This is a genomic window from Aerococcus sp. UMB1112A (genome assembly GCF_030230715.1).
GTDB lineage: Bacteria > Bacillota > Bacilli > Lactobacillales > Aerococcaceae > Aerococcus.
This window is the reverse complement of sequence record NZ_JASPDS010000004.1, coordinates 111055-129176: the sequence shown is the minus strand read 5'-3', so window position 1 is coordinate 129176 and position 18122 is coordinate 111055. Positions and strand designations below refer to the sequence as shown.

At 50.3% G+C, this 18122-nt stretch carries 15 protein-coding genes; 14 read left to right on the top strand and 1 reads right to left on the bottom strand.

Features of this window, described 5'->3' with window-relative positions:
• The first annotated feature begins 2 nt into the window (after positions 1-2).
• The 7 genes from leuC to QP860_RS03855 all read left to right on the top strand — a co-directional run bounded on the left by leuC (position 3) and on the right by QP860_RS03855 (position 6148).
• A complete protein-coding gene (gene leuC, locus QP860_RS03885) occupies positions 3-1409 on the top strand; it encodes a 3-isopropylmalate dehydratase large subunit (RefSeq protein WP_070617652.1) in 1407 nt (468 codons plus the stop codon).
• A complete protein-coding gene (leuD, locus tag QP860_RS03880; RefSeq protein ID WP_070617654.1) occupies positions 1396-1992 on the top strand; it encodes a 3-isopropylmalate dehydratase small subunit in 597 nt (198 codons plus the stop codon). The genes leuC and leuD overlap by 14 nt, the downstream gene beginning before the upstream one ends.
• A gap of 21 nt (positions 1993-2013) precedes the next feature.
• On the top strand, positions 2014-2802 hold the full coding sequence (locus tag QP860_RS03875; protein ID WP_141744579.1) for an L-threonylcarbamoyladenylate synthase: 789 nt from the start codon (positions 2014-2016) through the stop codon (positions 2800-2802).
• A gap of 676 nt (positions 2803-3478) precedes the next feature.
• Positions 3479-4612, top strand: coding sequence for an ATP-NAD kinase family protein (locus QP860_RS03870; protein WP_070617660.1), 1134 nt, complete (start codon positions 3479-3481; stop codon positions 4610-4612).
• A gap of 216 nt (positions 4613-4828) precedes the next feature.
• On the top strand, positions 4829-5401 hold the full coding sequence (locus tag QP860_RS03865) for an HD domain-containing protein (RefSeq protein ID WP_070617663.1): 573 nt from the start codon (positions 4829-4831) through the stop codon (positions 5399-5401).
• Positions 5402-5611: 210 nt separating this feature from the next.
• Positions 5612-5755: a hypothetical protein gene (locus tag QP860_RS03860; protein WP_284912214.1), complete on the top strand. Its 144-nt coding sequence runs from the start codon at positions 5612-5614 to the stop codon at positions 5753-5755.
• A 204-nt stretch (positions 5756-5959) separates the two neighbouring features.
• On the top strand, positions 5960-6148 hold the full coding sequence (locus QP860_RS03855; RefSeq protein WP_070617666.1) for a hypothetical protein: 189 nt from the start codon (positions 5960-5962) through the stop codon (positions 6146-6148).
• A 468-nt stretch (positions 6149-6616) separates the two neighbouring features.
• On the opposite strand, the gene QP860_RS03850 is transcribed toward QP860_RS03855, so the two are convergent.
• Complete coding sequence (locus QP860_RS03850; RefSeq protein ID WP_070617671.1) at positions 6617-7591, bottom strand: asparaginase; 975 nt, start codon at positions 7589-7591, stop codon at positions 6617-6619.
• A 234-nt stretch (positions 7592-7825) separates the two neighbouring features.
• Between QP860_RS03850 and QP860_RS03845 the strand changes: the two genes are divergently transcribed.
• From QP860_RS03845 to QP860_RS03815, 7 genes are all read left to right on the top strand, one after another.
• On the top strand, positions 7826-8983 hold the full coding sequence (locus QP860_RS03845) for a helix-hairpin-helix domain-containing protein (protein WP_070617674.1): 1158 nt from the start codon (positions 7826-7828) through the stop codon (positions 8981-8983).
• Between the two features lie 226 nt (positions 8984-9209).
• On the top strand, positions 9210-10403 hold the full coding sequence (locus QP860_RS03840; RefSeq protein WP_070617677.1) for a dicarboxylate/amino acid:cation symporter: 1194 nt from the start codon (positions 9210-9212) through the stop codon (positions 10401-10403).
• A gap of 109 nt (positions 10404-10512) precedes the next feature.
• A complete protein-coding gene (locus tag QP860_RS03835) occupies positions 10513-11868 on the top strand; it encodes a Y-family DNA polymerase (protein WP_284912213.1) in 1356 nt (451 codons plus the stop codon).
• Entirely contained in the window at positions 11861-12244 is a 384-nt protein-coding gene (locus QP860_RS03830; protein ID WP_284912212.1) for a hypothetical protein, read from the top strand. Before QP860_RS03835 ends, QP860_RS03830 begins: the two co-directional genes overlap by 8 nt.
• 78 nt (positions 12245-12322) lie before the next feature.
• Positions 12323-14923 (top strand): ATP-dependent chaperone ClpB, encoded by a 2601-nt coding sequence (gene clpB / locus QP860_RS03825; RefSeq protein WP_070617683.1) that lies wholly within the window; start codon positions 12323-12325, stop codon positions 14921-14923.
• 891 nt (positions 14924-15814) lie between these two features.
• Entirely contained in the window at positions 15815-17254 is a 1440-nt protein-coding gene (locus tag QP860_RS03820; RefSeq protein WP_168162701.1) for a pyruvate kinase, read from the top strand.
• Between the two features lie 163 nt (positions 17255-17417).
• Complete coding sequence (locus QP860_RS03815; protein ID WP_070617689.1) at positions 17418-17990, top strand: histidine phosphatase family protein; 573 nt, start codon at positions 17418-17420, stop codon at positions 17988-17990.
• Positions 17991-18122: the final 132 nt, after the last annotated feature.

Here is an 18122-nt window from a genome sequence, read left to right as displayed (position 1 = left end):
AAATGGGAAAAACACTCTTTGATAAAGTTTGGGACCGCCACGTCCTAGCCGGCGAAGAAGGCGGGTCCCAACTCCTCTATGTGGACCTGCATATGATCCACGAGGTGACCACGCCTCAAGGTTTTGAATCCTTGCGCGAACAAGGACGGCCAGTCCGACGCCCAGACCGGACCGTTGCGACGATTGATCACAATGTACCAACCAAGGATGTTTTTAATATACAAGATGAAATCAGCCGTCAACAGATTGATGCCCTGCGCAAGAACTGTGAGGACTTCGGCATTGAGCTGAACGATATCGGTTCGGACGGCCAGGGGATTGTTCATATGATTGGACCGGAACTCGGTGCTAGTCAACCGGGACGGACCATTGTCTGTGGGGACTCCCATACAGCGACCCATGGTGCTTTCGGTGCTATAGCCTTTGGGATTGGTTCATCAGAAGTGGAACACGTTCTCGCTACCCAGAGCATCTGGCAGACCAAACCTAAGAAATTGGGGGTTGAGATCACCGGCAAGCTGCCCCACGGAACCTATGCCAAAGATATTATTTTGAAATTAATTGCCAGTTATGGCTCAGGCTTTGGGACCGGTTATGCGGTAGAATACTTCGGAGAAACCATTGAAAATCTAACCATGGAAGCCCGGATGACGATTTGCAATATGAGCATTGAATTCGGGGCTAAGATGGGCATGATGGCGCCTGACCAAACGACTTTTGACTGGTTAGAAGGCCGCCCCTATGCGCCAGAAAATATGGCAGCGGCTATTGCGGACTGGAAAGAACTGAAGACGGACCCTGATGCCCAGTATGACGCCTATATTTCCCTGGATGTGTCGGACCTCAAGCCTTATGTGACCTGGGGAACCAACCCTGAGATGGGGGTAGCTATCGATGAACCCTATCCAGAAATTAACGGCAATTCGGACTACGAACGGGCCTATGCCTACATGGATGAGAAACCTGGCATGTACCACCAAGATGTTCCGCTCCAGCATATCTTCATTGGCTCCTGTACTAATTCCCGGCTCGCCGATTTGGTAGAAGCCGCCAAGTATCTCAAGGGCCATAAGGTTGCCGATCATATTTCAGGTATTGTGGTGCCTGGGTCCAAACGGGTCAAGCAGGCAGCAGAGCGACTCGGCATTGACCAGATCTTTAGGGAGGCGGGCTTGGAATGGCGGGAACCTGGTTGTTCGGCTTGCCTAGGGATGAATCCCGACGGCTATCCAGCCTACGAGCATGTCTTGTCGACCTCTAACCGAAACTATGAGCACCGGATGGGCCAACATGCTCGAACCCACCTGGCCAGTCCAGCAACTGTCGCAGCCTCAGCTGTTGCTGGTAAGATTGTTGACGTCCGTCAAATTGAACCCGCAGAAATCGAGGTGCCCGATGGAACCTATTAGACAGCACACCGGCCGTATCGTGCCGATGATGAATGATAATATTGATACCGACCAGATCATGCCCAAAGCTTTTATCAAACGGATCTCCAAGTTCGGTTATGAAGACTTCATCTTCTTTGAGCAACGTTACCTGGACAAGGAGATGACAGATAACCCTGACTTTATCCTCAACCAAGAGGAATATAAAGGGGCCAGTATCCTAGTAGCTGGCGATAACTTTGGCTGTGGGTCCTCGCGTGAGCACGCGGTTTGGGGACTCAGCCAATACGGCTTCAAGGTAGTCATTGCAGGAAGCTTCTCGGATATCTTCTATATGAACTGTACCAAGAACTCGCTCCTGCCGGTTGCCATTGAAGACGAGGCCTACCGTCAAGGCCTGGCTGATCTCGGCTCTGAAACAGAGATTGAAGTCGATCTTGAAGCACAAGTTATCCACTCACCATTGGGGGACAAGCATTTTGACATCGATGATCAGATCAAGAACAAGTTCCTCCAAGGTCTGGACGATATTACGGAAACTTTGAAACATGAAGATGCTATCGCCGCTTATGAAGCAGCGAATGACCATAAATACGACGCTTAAATAATAGAAAGAAGGATTACTATGACAGAGACAAAGAAAGTACATTGGGATGGCCAAACAAACCAGGAAGCCGTTGATATTCTTTTAGGCCAAGGTGGGATGATTGTATCTCCGACCAAGGTGGGCTACATTATCGGGACTAGCGACAAGGAAGGCTTGGAGCGTAAATTCGCGGTGAAACACCGTAAACGGAACAAACCAGGCGTTACCCTCTGCGGTTCTATGGAACAATTGAAGAGCCTAGCTAAGATGACCCCTGAAATCGAAGCCTTCTACCAACAATGCTGGGACGAAGACATCTTGATGGGCTGCATCCTCCCTTGGCAAGAAGAGGCTAAGGCTAAATACATGCCAGGAGACGGGTCTGAAGAATTAGCGACGGACGTTCGTGGTACCAGCTGCTTCGTTATCCGCTTCGGGGTACCAGGGGAACAAATCGCCCATGAACTCTGGGAACGCGAAGGCCGCCTGATGTTCGCTTCCTCTGCCAATCCTTCAGGTAAAGGGAACCGCGGCGTCGTTGAAGGCATCGGGGAAGAAATCGAACAGGAAGCCGACCTGATCATCGAAGCCGATGACTATGTAGCCTCCATCCAACCCAACAAGGACGAAAATACCCGCTACGAACAAGGGGTCATGGTCTCCTTCGTTGAAGACGAATCCGGCGAACTGGTGCCTGAACAACACGGCGAACGTGACGTCACCCCAGCTCCAATCCTCATCCGTAAAGGCGTCTACAACGACCGCATCCTCCAAATCCTAGCCGACCACTTCAACAGCTGGGACTACCGCCACGGACATTATTATTAAGATAGGGTGTGAGACTTGGCGCTTAGACTCGGATGATTGGAGCAAGTCAGAAAAGAGCGAAGGATTCGCTCGTTTCTGACTTGTGAAATCATTCCGAGTCTGCCAAGTCGAACCCGACTAAAGGGTGTGAGGGCGCGCGGGGCATTTCGAACAAGAAATTAACACTCAAACCGGTTCTTTGAGTGTGGGTTGACGCTGTCCAACACTCAAATAAAGGCTTCAAGTGTGGATTGATAGCAGCCAACACACAAACAGAGGCTTCAAGTGTGGGTTGATAGCAAGCAGCACACAAACAGAGGCTTCAAGTGTGGGTTGATAGCAAGCAACACACAAACAGGCCCTCCGAGTGTGGATTGCTAGGCCGATCCGACTAGGGGATGAGAGCGAGCACTTACCTCCCTCAATCATAGATGAATAAATTAGCCAGGCAGCGTTTAGCCTGGCTAATTTTTTTATTTTTGAAAATGAAATCAATTTTTTAGAGATTTTCTAATATATAGAGGTGCTCTTGGAAGGTGTATGTTTGTCTAGTTTCGAATAGGGGAGCCATTCGCTATCCTCCTTTCCCCAGCAGAGGGAAGCCTTGCAAAAGCTGATGTCTCCCAACATTTTCCTGGCTCTCTTTTCATAGAAATGTTATAATGAAAACGCTAACATATTTAAGAGGAGTGATGGGATGAAAACAATGGCATTATTAATTAACCCGATTGCCGGTATGGGTGGTCGGGCTGGCTTGAAGGGGACGGATGGGGCCGATATCTTGCAGCGGGCCCTAGACTTGGGCGCCCAACCGGAAGCGGAGGTCAAAGCAGGCAAGGCCCTCCAACACTTGGCAGAAGTTGACGCGCCTGTGAAGCTCCTGGTGGCTGCTGGTGCTATGGGTGAAAATGCGGCCAAGGCAGCAGGCCTCGACTATGAGGTCATCTATGAACCGAGCGGAAAGGAAGCCCTGGAGACTCAAAAGTCCGATACGGAAGCCTTCCTGGATGCCGCCAAAGCTGCTCAGCCAGATCTCCTTGTCTTTGTGGGGGGAGATGGGACAGCCCGGGATGTCTGCCGGAAGATTGGCTTGGACATTCCAGCACTTGGCGTTCCAGCCGGAGTTAAGATCTACTCGGCGGTCTATGCTAATTCCCCTGAGTCTGCCGGCCGCTTACTGGCGGAATGGGCCCAGGACAGCCCCATGGATTACCATGAAACCGAGGTCTTGGACCTGGATGAAGCTGGTTTCCGCCAAGATGAGGTCGATATCCAAGTCTTCGGCTACCTCCGCGTGCCCCAGCACAGTCAATTTATGCAGAACCTGAAGTCGGCCAGTCCCCAGTCGGACGAGGCGGCCCAGGAATCCATCGCCCTGGATGTCTTGGACCATATGGATGACGAGGCCATGTACTTGATTGGCTCAGGGACCTCCACCCGGCATATCATGGACGAATTGGGTCTAGATGTGACGGTTCTCGGGGTAGATATCATCAAGAACCGCCAGCTTCTCGTTAAGGATGCCAATGAGCAGGAGATTTTGGATGCCATTGAAGGGGAAGAAGATGTCCGCCTGATCGTGACTCCCATGGGCGGCCAGGGCTACATCCTCGGCCGGGGCAACCAGCAACTCTCCAAGCGGGTCCTCGCCCACATCGACAAAGACAAGTTAAGCATTGTCGCCACCCCAAGTAAGATCATGACCATCGGCACCAACCCCTTCCTCATCTACACCATGGACGACGCCATCGATGAGAAGTTCACCGGCTACTACAAGGTCACCACCGGCTATGGCCAGTACTCCATGCACAAGGTCGAAGCCATGAAGTAGAAAAGACCAGTAAAAAGCCCCGCTCCTTGGCTTGGCAAGCTTGTTTGTCGGCCTAAGGAGGGCAGGGGCTTTTTGATTTGGAATGATTTGTGGCTCAAGCGAGTAAAAATAGAATCAGCCCACCGCAAGCTCCAGAGGCTTCTCAAAGTTGAAAAATTTGTGTTAGGATAAGCAGAGAATGATGAAATCCCAAGCGCTTGTTAAGGAGGACTTGCAATGAAACCAAGAAAATTACTCGATGCTTTATCAGTGGCTGCCAAGTTAAAGGACACGACCCGACACTGTTACACAGAGGAGGGCCGGCATGAGAGTGTGGCTGAACACTCCTGGATGATGACCCTGATGGCTTTTCTTTTGATGGAGGAATTCCCCCAGGCGGACATGAACAAGGTGATTCAGATGTGCATCATCCATGACCTGGGCGAGTGCTTCACGGGAGATATTCCGACCTTTGACAAGGGCGAAGCGGACGAGATCAAGGAGCAGGACTTGCTGAAGAATTGGGTGAATTCTCTTCCTAATGACACCGCACACAAAATGACGGCCCTATACCGTGAGATGGAAGAGCGCACGACCCTTGAAGCCAAGATCTATAAGGCCATCGATAGCCAGGAAGCCCTGATCCAGCATAACCTTTCCGACCTAGATACCTGGACTGACTTTGAGAAGTCCTTCAACCTGACCTACGCCGACGACAAGGTCCAGTTCTCTGACTACATGACCCAGCTCCGCGAAGAAATCCGTAAAGATACCCAGGCTAAGTTAGCGGATGAGGAAATAATGAGTTAGATAAAAATGTCTAATATGAGATAGATCTAGACAATATCACTTGAAAGCGCTTGTAATTCTTGTTAGTTTAAACATGTAGCTAGCCCCTTGGACAAGAAAGGAGCACTATATGTATAAAAAGAAGTTTTTAGCCTCAACTGCCGTCGCCCTTTTACTTTCTGCCTTGTAAGCCCAATCAGCATTCGTTCACAGTAAGAAAGGACTGATCGTATGGATAATTGGGCTGCTTATCTTGGCTTATTTGTTTCATTTTTTGTAACTTACGGCATTCTTCAATGGATCATAAAGAGATATCTATCTGAAGATAAGGACCAAGACCAAGGAAGAGACGATGAGGAAAAAGACAATCATTAAATGTTAACAATGATACAAGTAGACTAAGTTTAGCTCGAAGGTCAATCAATGGATTCATCTTCGAGCTGTTTTTCTAAGTTAGGGGATTAAGAAATGATAGCTGATATAAGCTGGATATAGACAATATCACTTGCGAGCGCCTATTATTCTTGTTAACTTTGACATGTAGATATACCGCTATATCAGGCTAAGGGAGGCCTTTTCATGCTAAATAAAATCCACCAATTCTTTTACAAACTACCTGACCTTGTAAAGTTCTTTTACCTTACAGTTTTAACTGCTGCTACATTAGATTATTTCTTCGAAGATGGCTTAACCGTCTTTAAAGTTATTGTCATTACCGTAGTGACTATCTTTAATTGCCTGATCATATTTAAGCCAAAAGAAAAATAATTGGCTTGCCCAATAGCTAGTAGTTACTACAGCACTAATTATAGAAGATAGAGGCTTTCATGCTTAAATAAAGCCATTATAAATTTTATAGCCTATACTTTTCAAAATTTGGGATTCTCTAATTATCAATATTGATAACCAGTAATTAAAGAAGCCTATACTAGCTGCTTTTTTGAGCAGGAGTGGAGCGTTGAAGTTGGCTCTTAACCATGAAAAGCAAGCGATGTGAATTACGGATAGTAGGCCTTTTTTGGGGCTGTACTAGCCGTTTGAAGCTCGCTAGGTGAGGGATCTTGGCCCGAACCGATGCCATGGCTCTTTAAGGGGCAAATTCAAAAGCGAAACGGATGCTCACCAGTACAATTTGTTAAAGTAATAGGCTTTGTTCTGATCATGTTACTGTTTTTAAAGCAAAAGAAAAAGTTGAGATCCTAGCTCAAGCTAGTTTCTCAACTTTTTTCTTATCTTCTAATAGCGTTCAAAGGCCTCCCGGATGGCTTGGGGGTCCTGGGTCTGGGTCAAGAGAAGCATCAACAAGATCTTGGCCTTGCTTGGGGGGAGGCTGCCGGAGGGGATGAAGGGCATACCCTTGTCGACACTTCTTTCGTAGAGGGTCAGGCCGTTCGCTACCCGGGAGCTGCGGACGATAGGGGGGAGCTGATCTTCATGGGACTTGATGTAGTCGCACCAGTCCTGGCTAATATTGCCGGTGCCTACCCCGGCGAGGACGATCCCGTCCGAGCGGTCCTTGAAGAAGTCCAGGATATCGGCTGAGGCGCCCACATGGTAGTAGGCGATGTCTACCCGGGGGAGTTGGGCCACTTCGCTTAAGTCGATCCGAGGGCTGGGCTTCGTAGGACGCTGGAGGAAGTAGGCCTGGTCTTCGCGTAGATAGCCCAGGCAGCCTAGGTCCCGGCTGTCGAAGGCTTGGGGGCGGAAGTTGCTGGTCTTTTGGACTTCGCGTCCAGAGTAGATGCCGTCGGAGAAGGCGACCAAGGCCCCCATGCCCACCGCCTGGTTGCTAGCAGCCAGGCAGATGGCCTGGTAGAGGTTCATGGGGCCGTCTGCACTGGCAGCCGTGGCGGGGCGCATGGCTCCAGTCAGGACGATGGGCTTGTCTGAAGGCGCGGTGAGATGGAGGAAATAGGCTGTTTCCTCCAGGGTGTCGGTCCCGTGGCTGATGACGACACCATCAATGCCTTCATCGGCCAGGACCTCTTGGACGCGCTGGCCCAGTTGGAGGAGTTGGGCATTGGTCAAGGACTCGCTGGCTACGGAGAAGATTTGTTCATAGGTCAACTTGGCAATCTCATCCAGGGAGGGGAGGCCCTCCAGTAATTGGCTGGCGTCGAAGGCTCCTGCCTGGTAGGATGTGGTCTTGCCGGCTGCACCGGCCGCTGAGATGGTGCCACCGGTGCCGATGACATGAATTCGTTTTGTCATAATAAGCTCCTTTCTGGGGTCTTTTTTCCTTAATTAAAGGCTACAGCGGTGGAAAAGTCAATAGCAGTCAGCTGAACTCACACAAAAGGCAAGCAGATGTCAAGATCAGCCGCCAAAGCTGTCAAGATTATTGCAAATTTTGCAAGAAAAGGACAAAATGATCAAAAAAGCTTATTTTGTCACTTGGACATGCTATAATGACCCTAAATGAAAGGAATAGAGGAGGACGTCTGAATGGGAGAATGGACTGTTGAAATGAAATTTTACCGCTTGCGGAAGGCGCCTGGGGATGAGGAGAAGGCCGAGTCCTTGGAGTATCTCGAGCGGGCCTGGGCCTTGGAGATTGTGTCGGCACATGAGCGCTACCTGGACCAGGCCTTGGAGCTATGGCCGGAGAACTTAGATGCCCTGATGTTGCGCTTGGAGCGGATTCCCCTGCCTGCCCGGCTCCTTTACCTGGAGGCGCTGGCCCAGGAACACAAGGCGACTTATCTGAAGGGGCCTAAGCTGTCCTATGCCAACCTTGCCCAGCGGCCTTATCTCCGCTTGCTCCACGAGATTGGCTCCCTTTATACGGAGATGGGGCGCTATCCCCTGGCAGCTGAGATCTATGACATCTTGCTCCGGGCAGGGATGACTGAGCGTTTTGAATTTAAGCGGGAAATCCTGATTCTCTACTACCATATGGGGGACTGGGAAGGGATGGTCCAAGTTTACCCCAAAATAGAGGCGGACGAGATCCATGAGATCATCCTCCTGCCCTGCCTGCTACTCGCTTACCGGACCGACCACTTGCTCTGGGTGGATTACTTCTGGCAAGAACTCAACCGGCTCAACTCAGACTTGGCCGAGTTTTTCAACCAGGATAATTGGCCTATTGAAGACATTGTGAACCTCGAAATGACCCCTCACAATCTAGTCGATTACCTGACCAAGCACGACTACCAGACCCTGGTCTTGGCGGCTAACCCCATCCTGCCTAGTCTCTTGTCTGATGACTACAGTTATAAGTTCTTCAAGGAAAAGGCTAAAGCCAAGCCAGCCCAAAGCTTGACTTTGGCTGACCTGGAAGAGGACTATAACCTGGCGGAAGCTCTCAACCTCTACCACCTGTATAATGCCGGGAGTGATAACAGCGAGAGCTTCCGGGACCGGGCCTATTCCGCATTTCTTTTTGAAAGGGGCGAAGCGCATGACCAAGAAGCTGGGCCAGAAGTGGCGGCTTGGTGGCTTGAGCAAGTGATCGGTGAGAAGGGCGCTGCCTTGTTGACAGAAGCAGGCTATGCGAGCTTTGAGGCTCTGGCCCAAGTCGACGCCAATGACCTCCTCGCCATCAAGGGAATCGAACACGAAATGATAGTCCGTCTCAGACAATGGGGGCTGGCTATCTAATGGCTCAATTGGAAAGTCATGCCGCTAATGAAATAACTGAGATCCTGTTGACCGCAGGATCTTTTTTTGTTTTGCCGTGTCATCAAGGAGCTGTAAAGATTAAGATCCTTTAAAATTTTGTTTACTTTGCCTGACGCTTTTGCTATGATTAGAATACAGTGGGAAAAATTAAAAAATACTCATATTTTCCACCCCGGTGGTTTTTTTATTTTTAGGAGGATTGCTTATGACGAGTGAGCAGAAAAAGAAAAAATTAGGCCTTGTGCCGCGACTGATTATTGCTATTATTTTAGGGATTATTGCCGGTCAACTGTCCTTTATTCCGGAATGGTTCCTGCGTGCCTTCATCACCTTCTCCGCCATTTTCTCTAGTTTCCTGAACTTTGTGATTCCTTTTATGATCATTGGTTTAGTGATCAAGGGGATTGCTGACTTGAGTGATGGGGCGGGGCGTCTGTTGGGGATTACCGCACTGACTTCCTATATTTCGACCTTGATCGCGGGGTCCATCGCCTATACCACCGCCATTACCCTCTTTCCTCACTTCATCACGGATGACTTAGTCCAGAAGCTGAATGAGGCAGGGGAGGGCTTGACCCCTATCTTTGAAATTCCCTTGGAGCCCTTCTTTGATGTGACAGGTGCTATTATTTTTGCCTTCATGATGGGGCTAGGGATTTCTTGGTTACGGCAAAAAGGCCAGGGCGAGGCCCTATATGAAGTTTTCAGCGACTTTGGGGAAGTGATCACCCAGGTCTTAGCGACAGTGGTGATTCCCTTACTTCCTATTTATATCTTCGGGAACTTCGCCAACCTATCCTACACCGGATCGGTCTTTACGATTCTGGGCGTCTTCTGGAAGGTCTTCATTGTGGTGATTATTCTTCACCTGCTCTATATCAGCGCTATGTTCGTGGTAGCTGGTCTCTATGCGGGTAAGAATCCCATCCAATTGATCAAAAATCAAATCCCAGGCTATATCACAGCCGTTGGGACCCAGTCATCAGCAGCAACCATTCCAGTCAATATTGAATGTGCTGAGAAGAATGGGGTGTCTGAGGATATCCGGAACTTCGTGGTGCCGCTCTGTGCGACCATCCACTTGGCCGGGTCGATGATCACCATTACTTGCTGTTCCATGACCCTCTTGCTGATGTATGATATGCCCCATCCTTTCTCGATGATGCTTGGCTTTATCATGATGCTAGGGATCGCCATGGTTGCTGCACCAGGAGCGCCAGGTGGAGCCATTATGTCGGCCCTGCCTTTCCTGCCCATGGTTGGAATTGTTTCAGACTCCATGCAGCAGTTGATGATTTCCCTCTATATTACCCAAGATAGTTTTGGGACCGCCGCCAATGTGTCGGGTGACAACGCCATTGCGGTCTTCATCGATAAGTTACACCAAGACAAGAAGTAAAATACTTTCCCACTGAAGAGCTCGATTTTACCGGGCTCTTTTTTAATTGCAATTTAAGAACATACGTTCTATAATGGATAGGAACACACGTTCTATGGGAGGGAGTATTATGGAAGTTCATGATGACTATATTTTTGACTATGATAAGGAACCGCGCCGGGAGATTCTCTGCATTGACTGCAAGTCCTTTTATGCTTCCGTGGAGGCGGTAGACCGCGGCTTAGATCCTTTGACGGCTAAATTAGTCGTGATGTCCTACCCGCCAGATGGACCGAGGAAAAGGGCTTCGGGCTTGATCCTCGCCTCGTCACCAGCTGCCAAGCAAGCCTATGGGATTTCCAATGTGTCCCGAGCTAGGGACCTGCCCTATCCTTATCCTGACGACCTCTATATCGTTCCCCCGCGCATGCGCTATTATATGGAGAAGAACCAGGAGATTAACCAAATTTACCAGTCTTTTGTGGCGGCGGAAGACCATGCCGTCTACAGCATCGATGAGAGTTTTATGGACATTACCGCATCGATGCGGCTCTTCAAGCAGAAGACAGCGGGCGACTTTGCGGCTATGGTCCAGCGGGCGGTTTATGAAGGAACTGGCATTTATGTGACGGTCGGCATCGGAGATAATCCTTTATTAGCCAAGCTGGCCTTGGACAATGCGGCTAAACATCAGAAAAATATGCGGGCGGAGTGGCGCTATGAAGATGTGCCCCAGACCCTCTGGCAAATGGACTGCCTGACTGACTTTTGGGGGATCGGTAAGCGGATGGCCCGCAAGCTCCAGGCCCTGGGCATCCAGTCCATTTACGACCTGGCCCACAGCAATCCCTATCTGCTCCGCGATAAGTTTGGCCGGCTAGGCGAGCAGGTCTATGCCCACAGTTGGGGGATTGACCGATCCTTTATCGAACCGCTCAAGCCGCCGGAGACTAAGAGTCTGGGCAACCATCAAATCTTGCCCCGCGATTATGACCAGGCTGGCGAGGTCTTGACTGTGGTCAAGGAGATGGGGGAGCAGCTGGCCACGCGTTTGCGCCGGGAGGGCTATAAGGCGCAGGGCCTGACCTTGGTCCTGGGCTATTCCAAGGGCTACTGTTCGCCGGATGGGAGGACCTTCCGCCGGGCTTCCGGTCGGCTCTTGGCCAGCCAGCGCCGGGCTGAGCTTCTCCCCGTCCTCGAGCGCTTATTTGCCCAAATCTACCAGGGGCAAGTGGTTCGAAATATCGGCGTTTCGGCCTTTGACCTGGAGGAAGCGGGCTGTGAGCAGCTGTCCCTCTTCGCCACTGATCCCAAGACGGATGCTCTGGAAGCAGTCATCGATAAGATCCGTCAGAAGTATGGCTTTAAGAGCCTGGTTCCCGCTATTTCGCTCTGTTCCGGTGCTCGCGCCATCGCACGGTCCCAGCTCGTCGGCGGACATGCAGGGGGCATGGCAGGAATCGAGGATGTGGCGACGGATGGCTAGAAGGGGCAAGCACTTTACCGATTACAATGCCTACCACGACCGCGGTTTTCACTTGAAGTGGCGGACGGCTTTTGCCTTAGATGAACTGGTCCAGAGCATTGAAGGCAACATCAAAGAAGACCAAAAAGATAATGCCAAAGAAGCTCAAATGTCCGCTCGAGCAATAAGCCAAGTCCTCTACCAGGCTTATGTTTACCAGCGCCCGGTTGAATTCCAGCTCAACCGCTATGACCAGCTGGGCCGCATCTCTGACAAGCGCCAGGCTTATTTTAATGGCCTCTGGGATGCTACAGGACTTTGGCTGGGCGGGGACTTTTACCCCTGGGAAGACCTCCGCCACATCCGACTCCTGCCTTATCAGAAATGGTCAAAATAAAGGTCAAAAAATGTCAATTAAAAGGTTGACCTTTTCTGACCAATAGGCTATAATAAGAGTATGCAAAGGAGTGATAAGATGAATAATATGGAAATGACAACGGCCATGCAAGAAGCCTTAGCCAATGCTCAACAGATTGCTAAGCTCCGCCAACATCAAGAGATTACCGTTGCACATTTATTCAAAGCCATGGTAGAGCCAGGCAACTTCGCATACAATTTCTATCAACGTTTAAACATCGACATGAATGCTTTAGAAGCTGAATTAGACCGTGAACTCGATAAAATTGCTAGTGTGAGAGGGGATAATGTCCAATATGGGCAGGCAATTTCCAGGGGACTTGCTGAATTAATTCAAAAGTCCCAAGACTTAGCTGCTGAAAGAGGGGATGAATACCTCTCCACAGAAGTCGTCCTCTATGCGATTTTTGACTTGACTTATTTAGGGCTCAGCCAGTGGCTCAACCGCGTATCCAGTAAAGAGGCTGCCCAAGCCTTGATCGATGACTTAAGAAAGGGTGATCGTGTGACTTCCAAGAATGCAGAAGAAAACTACGAAGCATTAGAAAAATATGGGGCCGACCTGACCCAACTTGCCCGGGAAGGGAAGATGGATCCGATTATCGGACGGAACGAAGAAATTCGTGATGTGATCCGTATCTTGTCCCGTAAGACCAAGAATAACCCCGTCCTGATCGGGGAACCAGGGGTCGGTAAGACCGCCATTATTGAAGGCCTGGCCCAAAGAATTGTCAAAGGGGATGTCCCCAGCAACTTAAAAGATAAGAAATTAATTTCTCTCGATATGGGGGCGCTGATTGCAGGGGCCAAGTACCGGGGCGAATTTGAAGAGCGTTTGAAGGCTGTTTTAAATGATGTGAAAGCTTCTGATGGGGAAATTATTCTCTTCATCGATGAAATCCACATGATTGTTGGGGCTGGTAAGACAGAAGGTTCTATGGACGCCGGTAACTTGCTCAAGCCTATGTTAGCCCGGGGTGAATTGCACTGCATCGGGGCCACAACTCTGGATGAATACCGGGAATACATGGAAACCGACAAGGCCCTGGAACGCCGCTTCCAAAGAGTCTTGGTTAAAGAACCGACTGTGGAAGACACCATCTCCATCCTGCGTGGCTTGAGCGAAAGCTTTGAAAACCACCACCATGTCAAGGTCCACGACCAAGCCCTAGTGGCAGCAGCCCAGTTATCGGACCGCTACATTACCGACCGCTACCTGCCAGACAAGGCCATTGACCTGGTCGACGAAGCCTGTGCTGAGATCCGGGTGGAAATGAACTCCATCCCAACTGAACTAGACATGCAACGCCGCCGTCTTCTCCAATTAGAGATTGAAGAAGAAGCCCTCAAGGAAGAAGAGGATGACTTTTCTAAGCAAAGATTGGCTGAACTCCAAGAAGAATTAGCTGAAGTCCGGGAAAAAACCAACCAGTTAACCATGGAATGGGAAAACGAAAAAGAAGGGCTCAAGAAAATCCAAGACAAACGTCAAGAATTGGATGACGCCAAGCGGCAATTAGAAATGGCCCAACAAAATTATGACCTGGAAAAGGCAGCTACCCTCCAACACGGGACTATTCCAGCCTTAGAAAAAGAATTGAACCAAATGGAAGCTGACTATGCTGAGGACATGGAAGGACGGTCCAGCCTAGTCCAAGAAGCCGTCACAGAAGAACAAATTTCTGAAGTGGTTTCTCGTCAAACCGGCATTCCTGTGTCGAAATTGGCTGAAAGTGAACGGCAAAAACTCCTCGACTTAGATGACCGCCTCCACCAACGTGTGATTGGTCAAGATGAGGCCGTGGATACCGTCAGCAACGCTGTCCTCCGCTCGCGGGCCGGCATCCAAGACCCTGACCGCCCACTCGGTTCCTTCCTCTTCCTAGGACCAACTGGGGTCGGGAAGACCGAACTGGCCAAGGCCTTGGCTGAACAAATGTTTGACAGCGAAGACAACATTGTCCGCATCGACATGAGCGAATACATGGAAAAAGCTAATGTCTCCCGCTTGGTCGGTGCCGCACCAGGATACATTGGCTACGAAGAAGGGGGCCAATTAACCGAAGCTGTCCGCCGCCACCCTTATTCTGTCGTTCTTCTAGACGAAATCGAAAAGGCCCATCCCGATGTCTACAACATCCTCTTGCAAATTCTAGATGATGGTCGCTTGACTGATGGCCAAGGCCGGACCGTCGACTTCAAGAACACCATTATCATCATGACCTCTAACCTAGGCTCCGATATCTTATTGGAAGACAGCGAGTCAGGCCAGGATGAAATTTCTGAAGAAGCGCGTGACCAAGTCAAAGACCGTCTCCATAGCTACTTCAAACCTGAATTCTTGAACCGGATTGATGACATTATCTTCTTCAGCCCACTGTCTAAAGACAATATGACAGGCATTGTGGCTAAGCTCTTGGAACAACTCAACCAACGCTTAGCTGACCAAAACATCCACCTCGACTACAGCCAAGAGGTCCTACAATGGATTGCTGATGAAGCCTATGAACCTCAATTTGGGGCCCGTCCACTGCGTCGTTTCATCACCAACCATATCGAGACCCCACTGGCCCGGGCAATTATCGCCGGCGATATCCAATCGGGGCAAGCAGTGCAAATTAAAGAAAAAGACGACCAAGTTAGCTTTGAAGTCGAATAAGCTTAATGGTGCTGGGGAGCATTCGTTCCGCTTTTGAATTTGGTCGTTAAAAAGCCATGGCATCGGTTCGGGCCAGGGTCCCTCACCTAGCGAGCTTCAAAGGGCTAGTACGGCTAGCGCCTACTATCCCTAATTCACATCGCTTGCTAGGTCATGGCTAACGACCAACTTCAACGCTCCACTACTGCTCATAGCTGTGATGGCTTAATTAGTTGTTAGTAAATCGTTAGCTTTAAATATTAAAAGCTGTAACCTGCGATAAGAGAGCGTGGTAAAAGTCAATAGTGACTTTTGCCACGCTTTTTATTTGTCTTTACTCTGTGGCCTTGAATTTATTTTGTTAAGTCACACTTAGGGCTTTTATTTGAGTCTTAGCTGCTATCAACCCACACTCATAGCCTTGGATTGAAAGTTGGAGACTTATCAAGGATTAAGTGCCCCCTCTTGCATCCAATCGGAATGAGCGGCTAAAGTCGCTCTTTTTCGCTTGAGCTCTAGTCATTCAAGTCTGGACGTAACTGCTCGCGCCCTTTAGTCGGGTTCGCAAAGGCAGTAAGGGAGTGACTTCAGCAAAGTGGAACGACCGGCTAAAGCCGTTCTTATCCTCTTTGCCTCCAGTCATCCCTTTCTGAACGCCTTTGCTCACACTCTGTGTAGTCGGGTTCGGTCTGGCAGCTTTCGTGTCACTTCACAAGTCCCCGCCACAGTCTTTTAGACTGGCTCTGCTGACTTGTTCCAGTGAAGGAAAGCTAAACGCCAGCCTTCACACCCTAGGAGTATATTCTTTCCGTTTTCTTTGGGATACTGGTAAGATAAGGTTAAAGGAATGTCCTATAATTTAGAGAGGTGGTTTCTATGGAGAAGCAGTCTTTAGTAGGAGTAGTCAGACAATTGCGAAAAGAAATTCAGGAGGAAGGGCAAGCTCTCTATGCGAGTTGGGAGCCGCAATCCATCCGGGAAGATTTTCGATCGAGTGCTAAGAACCTGGCGGCCTATGCGGTGATGCGGCGGAGGGACCTGCGCGAGCTTCAGGAGCGTCTGGATAAGCTCGGTTACCAGGGCTTTCGGGGGATTGAGGCCAATGTGCTCGCGGGTCTCGACCACTTAGTCCAGGTTATCCAGGGGGAGGCAGTGGCCAATGAAGAGGCGCGTTGGACTGAAATGGACCAAGCCAAGGCCCAGACTTTCCAGATTTTCGGCCTAGAAGCTGGTAAGCGGGCCCAGAACCTGGTGACCTTGCCCACGGAGGCTGGTCGCGATCCCCATTATGTTAGTGATTTAAGCCAGGCGGGTATGGACCTGGCCCGGATTAATTGTGCCCATGACCAGGCTAAGACCTGGCAGGCTATGGCCAAAAATATCCAAGCAGCTGGTAAAGCCAAGGTGCGCCAGCATCCCATTTACTGTGACTTAGCAGGGCCCAAAGTCCGCATCGAAGCCCTCTATACCGAGCAGCAGAATCCCCGGGTTTTTGCATCTGATACTTTCTTCATTAGCCATGTCAAGCCCTTGGAAGATTTCCAGGACCAAAACTTGGTGCTCTACACTCCCCAGAAAGACCTGATCCAATCTCTGGAAGTGGGGGATCCGGTGGTGATGTATGATGGCGACCTCCTCGCCCATGTGACCTCCCAGCACGAGGAAGGGGTTGTGGTTGAAGTCGACCGGGTGCGCAAGGCCAAGGGGCAGAAGATTAAGGCGACCAAGGGGATGAACTTCCCCGGGCGAGATAGCCAGCTGCCCATTCTTACGCCTGCTGACTGCCAAGCCATGGAAGCAGTCAAGGATTTTGCCCGGGGGTATAACTTTTCTTTTGTCCGCCAAGTGGCAGATATTGTGGCGATTAAGGCCCAGCTTGCTGAGGCTTACGGGGAAGAAACGGACCAACATCCGCCATTCTTTATCAAAATTGAAACCCAGTCGATCCTCGAAAATCTTTTCCCAGTCTTAGTGGAGGCTAACCGTAACCACTATGCGGGTCTGATGATTGCCCGGGGCGATTTGGCGGCTGAACTGGGCTTCTTACGCTTGGCCAGTGTTCAAGAAGACCTGGTCGCTATCGCCCGAGCCGCCCGGATTCCGGTGATTTGGGCCACCCAAGTGATGGAGAATATGGTCAAGACCGGTATCCCTACCCGGGCTGAGATGGCCGATGTCATGTTGGCTGGCCGCTGTGACCTGGTCATGCTCAATAAGGGCGGTCACATCCAGGAAGGCATCCAACTCCTCAACCAGGTCCTAGACCAGTCACGCTACTATATGCCAACCAGTCCCTCTCCCTTGCGTCCACTAGGTTTAGAGCCTGACAAAAAAGATGCCACTAGCTTTTAACTCACGAATTTTACAAAAAATTAGCCCTGGTTTCATTTCAAAAATGATGGACCAGGGCTAAAGGCTTTTGTCATAGCCCTGCTTTTGCCTCTCGTCCTTTTTACTGCGGGCTGGCCCGTGCTATACTAGGGGAGAAAAAAAGGAAATGAAGAGGCGGTAAAGGATGAAAACTCTATATTTAATGCGACACGGCCAGACCCAATACAATGTGGAAGGCCTGATCCAGGGCTGGTGCGATTCGCCCCTAACGGAAACAGGGCGCGACCAGGCCAGCCGGGTGAATGGCTACCTCCAAGCAGAGGGGCTAGAAAACTGGGCTTATTTGGCTAGCTCTGACTTAAAGCGGGCCCAGGATACCCTGGCCTTGGCTCAGAGCCCCAGAGAAGATTTCCACCTGCTTTCGGGGCTAAGAGAAGCTTGCTTCGGCCAATACGAGAAGCAGTCTCGCGACCACTTGCCCCGGGAAGACTTCAACCGGAAGATCAAGGCAGCGGGTGGGGAGACCATCCCCGAAGTCCAAGAGCGGCTGGTGCGCACCTGCACCTATATCATGGAACAGATTGAAGAAGGCGAGAAGGCCTTTGCCGTTGCCCATGGCCGCTGTATCCGCCTCTTTGCGGATTACTGGCAGGCCAAACAAGGCCAAGAAGCGGTCGGGGAAATCGCCAACTGCTCACTTTTGGTCTTTAACTACGACGGCCAAGCCTTCCAACTCAAAGAAATCATCGTCCCCTAGGGTGTGAGGGAGCGCGGGTAGAAGTGGACCTCTGGAGCAAAGCAGCAGAGAAGCCTGAAAGTCTTCGCAGGGTGTGGGCAAGACCCTTTAATTTTCAAAGCCTGGCAGTTACAGTGATCGGGTGCTCGATCT

Bases quoted from the DNA above. Each gene is read 5' to 3' on its own strand.
- clpB (WP_070617683.1), top strand. From the start codon at position 12,323: ATGAATAATATGGAAATGACAACGGCCATGCAAGAAGCCTTAGCCAAT.
- QP860_RS03815 (WP_070617689.1), top strand. From the start codon at position 17,418: ATGAAAACTCTATATTTAATGCGACACGGCCAGACCCAATACAATGTG.
- QP860_RS03870 (WP_070617660.1), top strand. From the start codon at position 3,479: ATGAAAACAATGGCATTATTAATTAACCCGATTGCCGGTATGGGTGGT.
- QP860_RS03840 (WP_070617677.1), top strand. From the start codon at position 9,210: ATGACGAGTGAGCAGAAAAAGAAAAAATTAGGCCTTGTGCCGCGACTG.
- QP860_RS03835 (WP_284912213.1), top strand. From the start codon at position 10,513: ATGGAAGTTCATGATGACTATATTTTTGACTATGATAAGGAACCGCGC.
- QP860_RS03830 (WP_284912212.1), top strand. From the start codon at position 11,861: ATGGCTAGAAGGGGCAAGCACTTTACCGATTACAATGCCTACCACGAC.
- QP860_RS03865 (WP_070617663.1), top strand. From the start codon at position 4,829: ATGAAACCAAGAAAATTACTCGATGCTTTATCAGTGGCTGCCAAGTTA.
- QP860_RS03855 (WP_070617666.1), top strand. From the start codon at position 5,960: ATGCTAAATAAAATCCACCAATTCTTTTACAAACTACCTGACCTTGTA.
- QP860_RS03845 (WP_070617674.1), top strand. From the start codon at position 7,826: ATGGGAGAATGGACTGTTGAAATGAAATTTTACCGCTTGCGGAAGGCG.
- QP860_RS03860 (WP_284912214.1), top strand. From the start codon at position 5,612: ATGGATAATTGGGCTGCTTATCTTGGCTTATTTGTTTCATTTTTTGTA.
- leuD (WP_070617654.1), top strand. From the start codon at position 1,396: ATGGAACCTATTAGACAGCACACCGGCCGTATCGTGCCGATGATGAAT.
- QP860_RS03850 (WP_070617671.1), bottom strand. From the start codon at position 7,591: ATGACAAAACGAATTCATGTCATCGGCACCGGTGGCACCATCTCAGCG.
- QP860_RS03875 (WP_141744579.1), top strand. From the start codon at position 2,014: ATGACAGAGACAAAGAAAGTACATTGGGATGGCCAAACAAACCAGGAA.
- leuC (WP_070617652.1), top strand. From the start codon at position 3: ATGGGAAAAACACTCTTTGATAAAGTTTGGGACCGCCACGTCCTAGCC.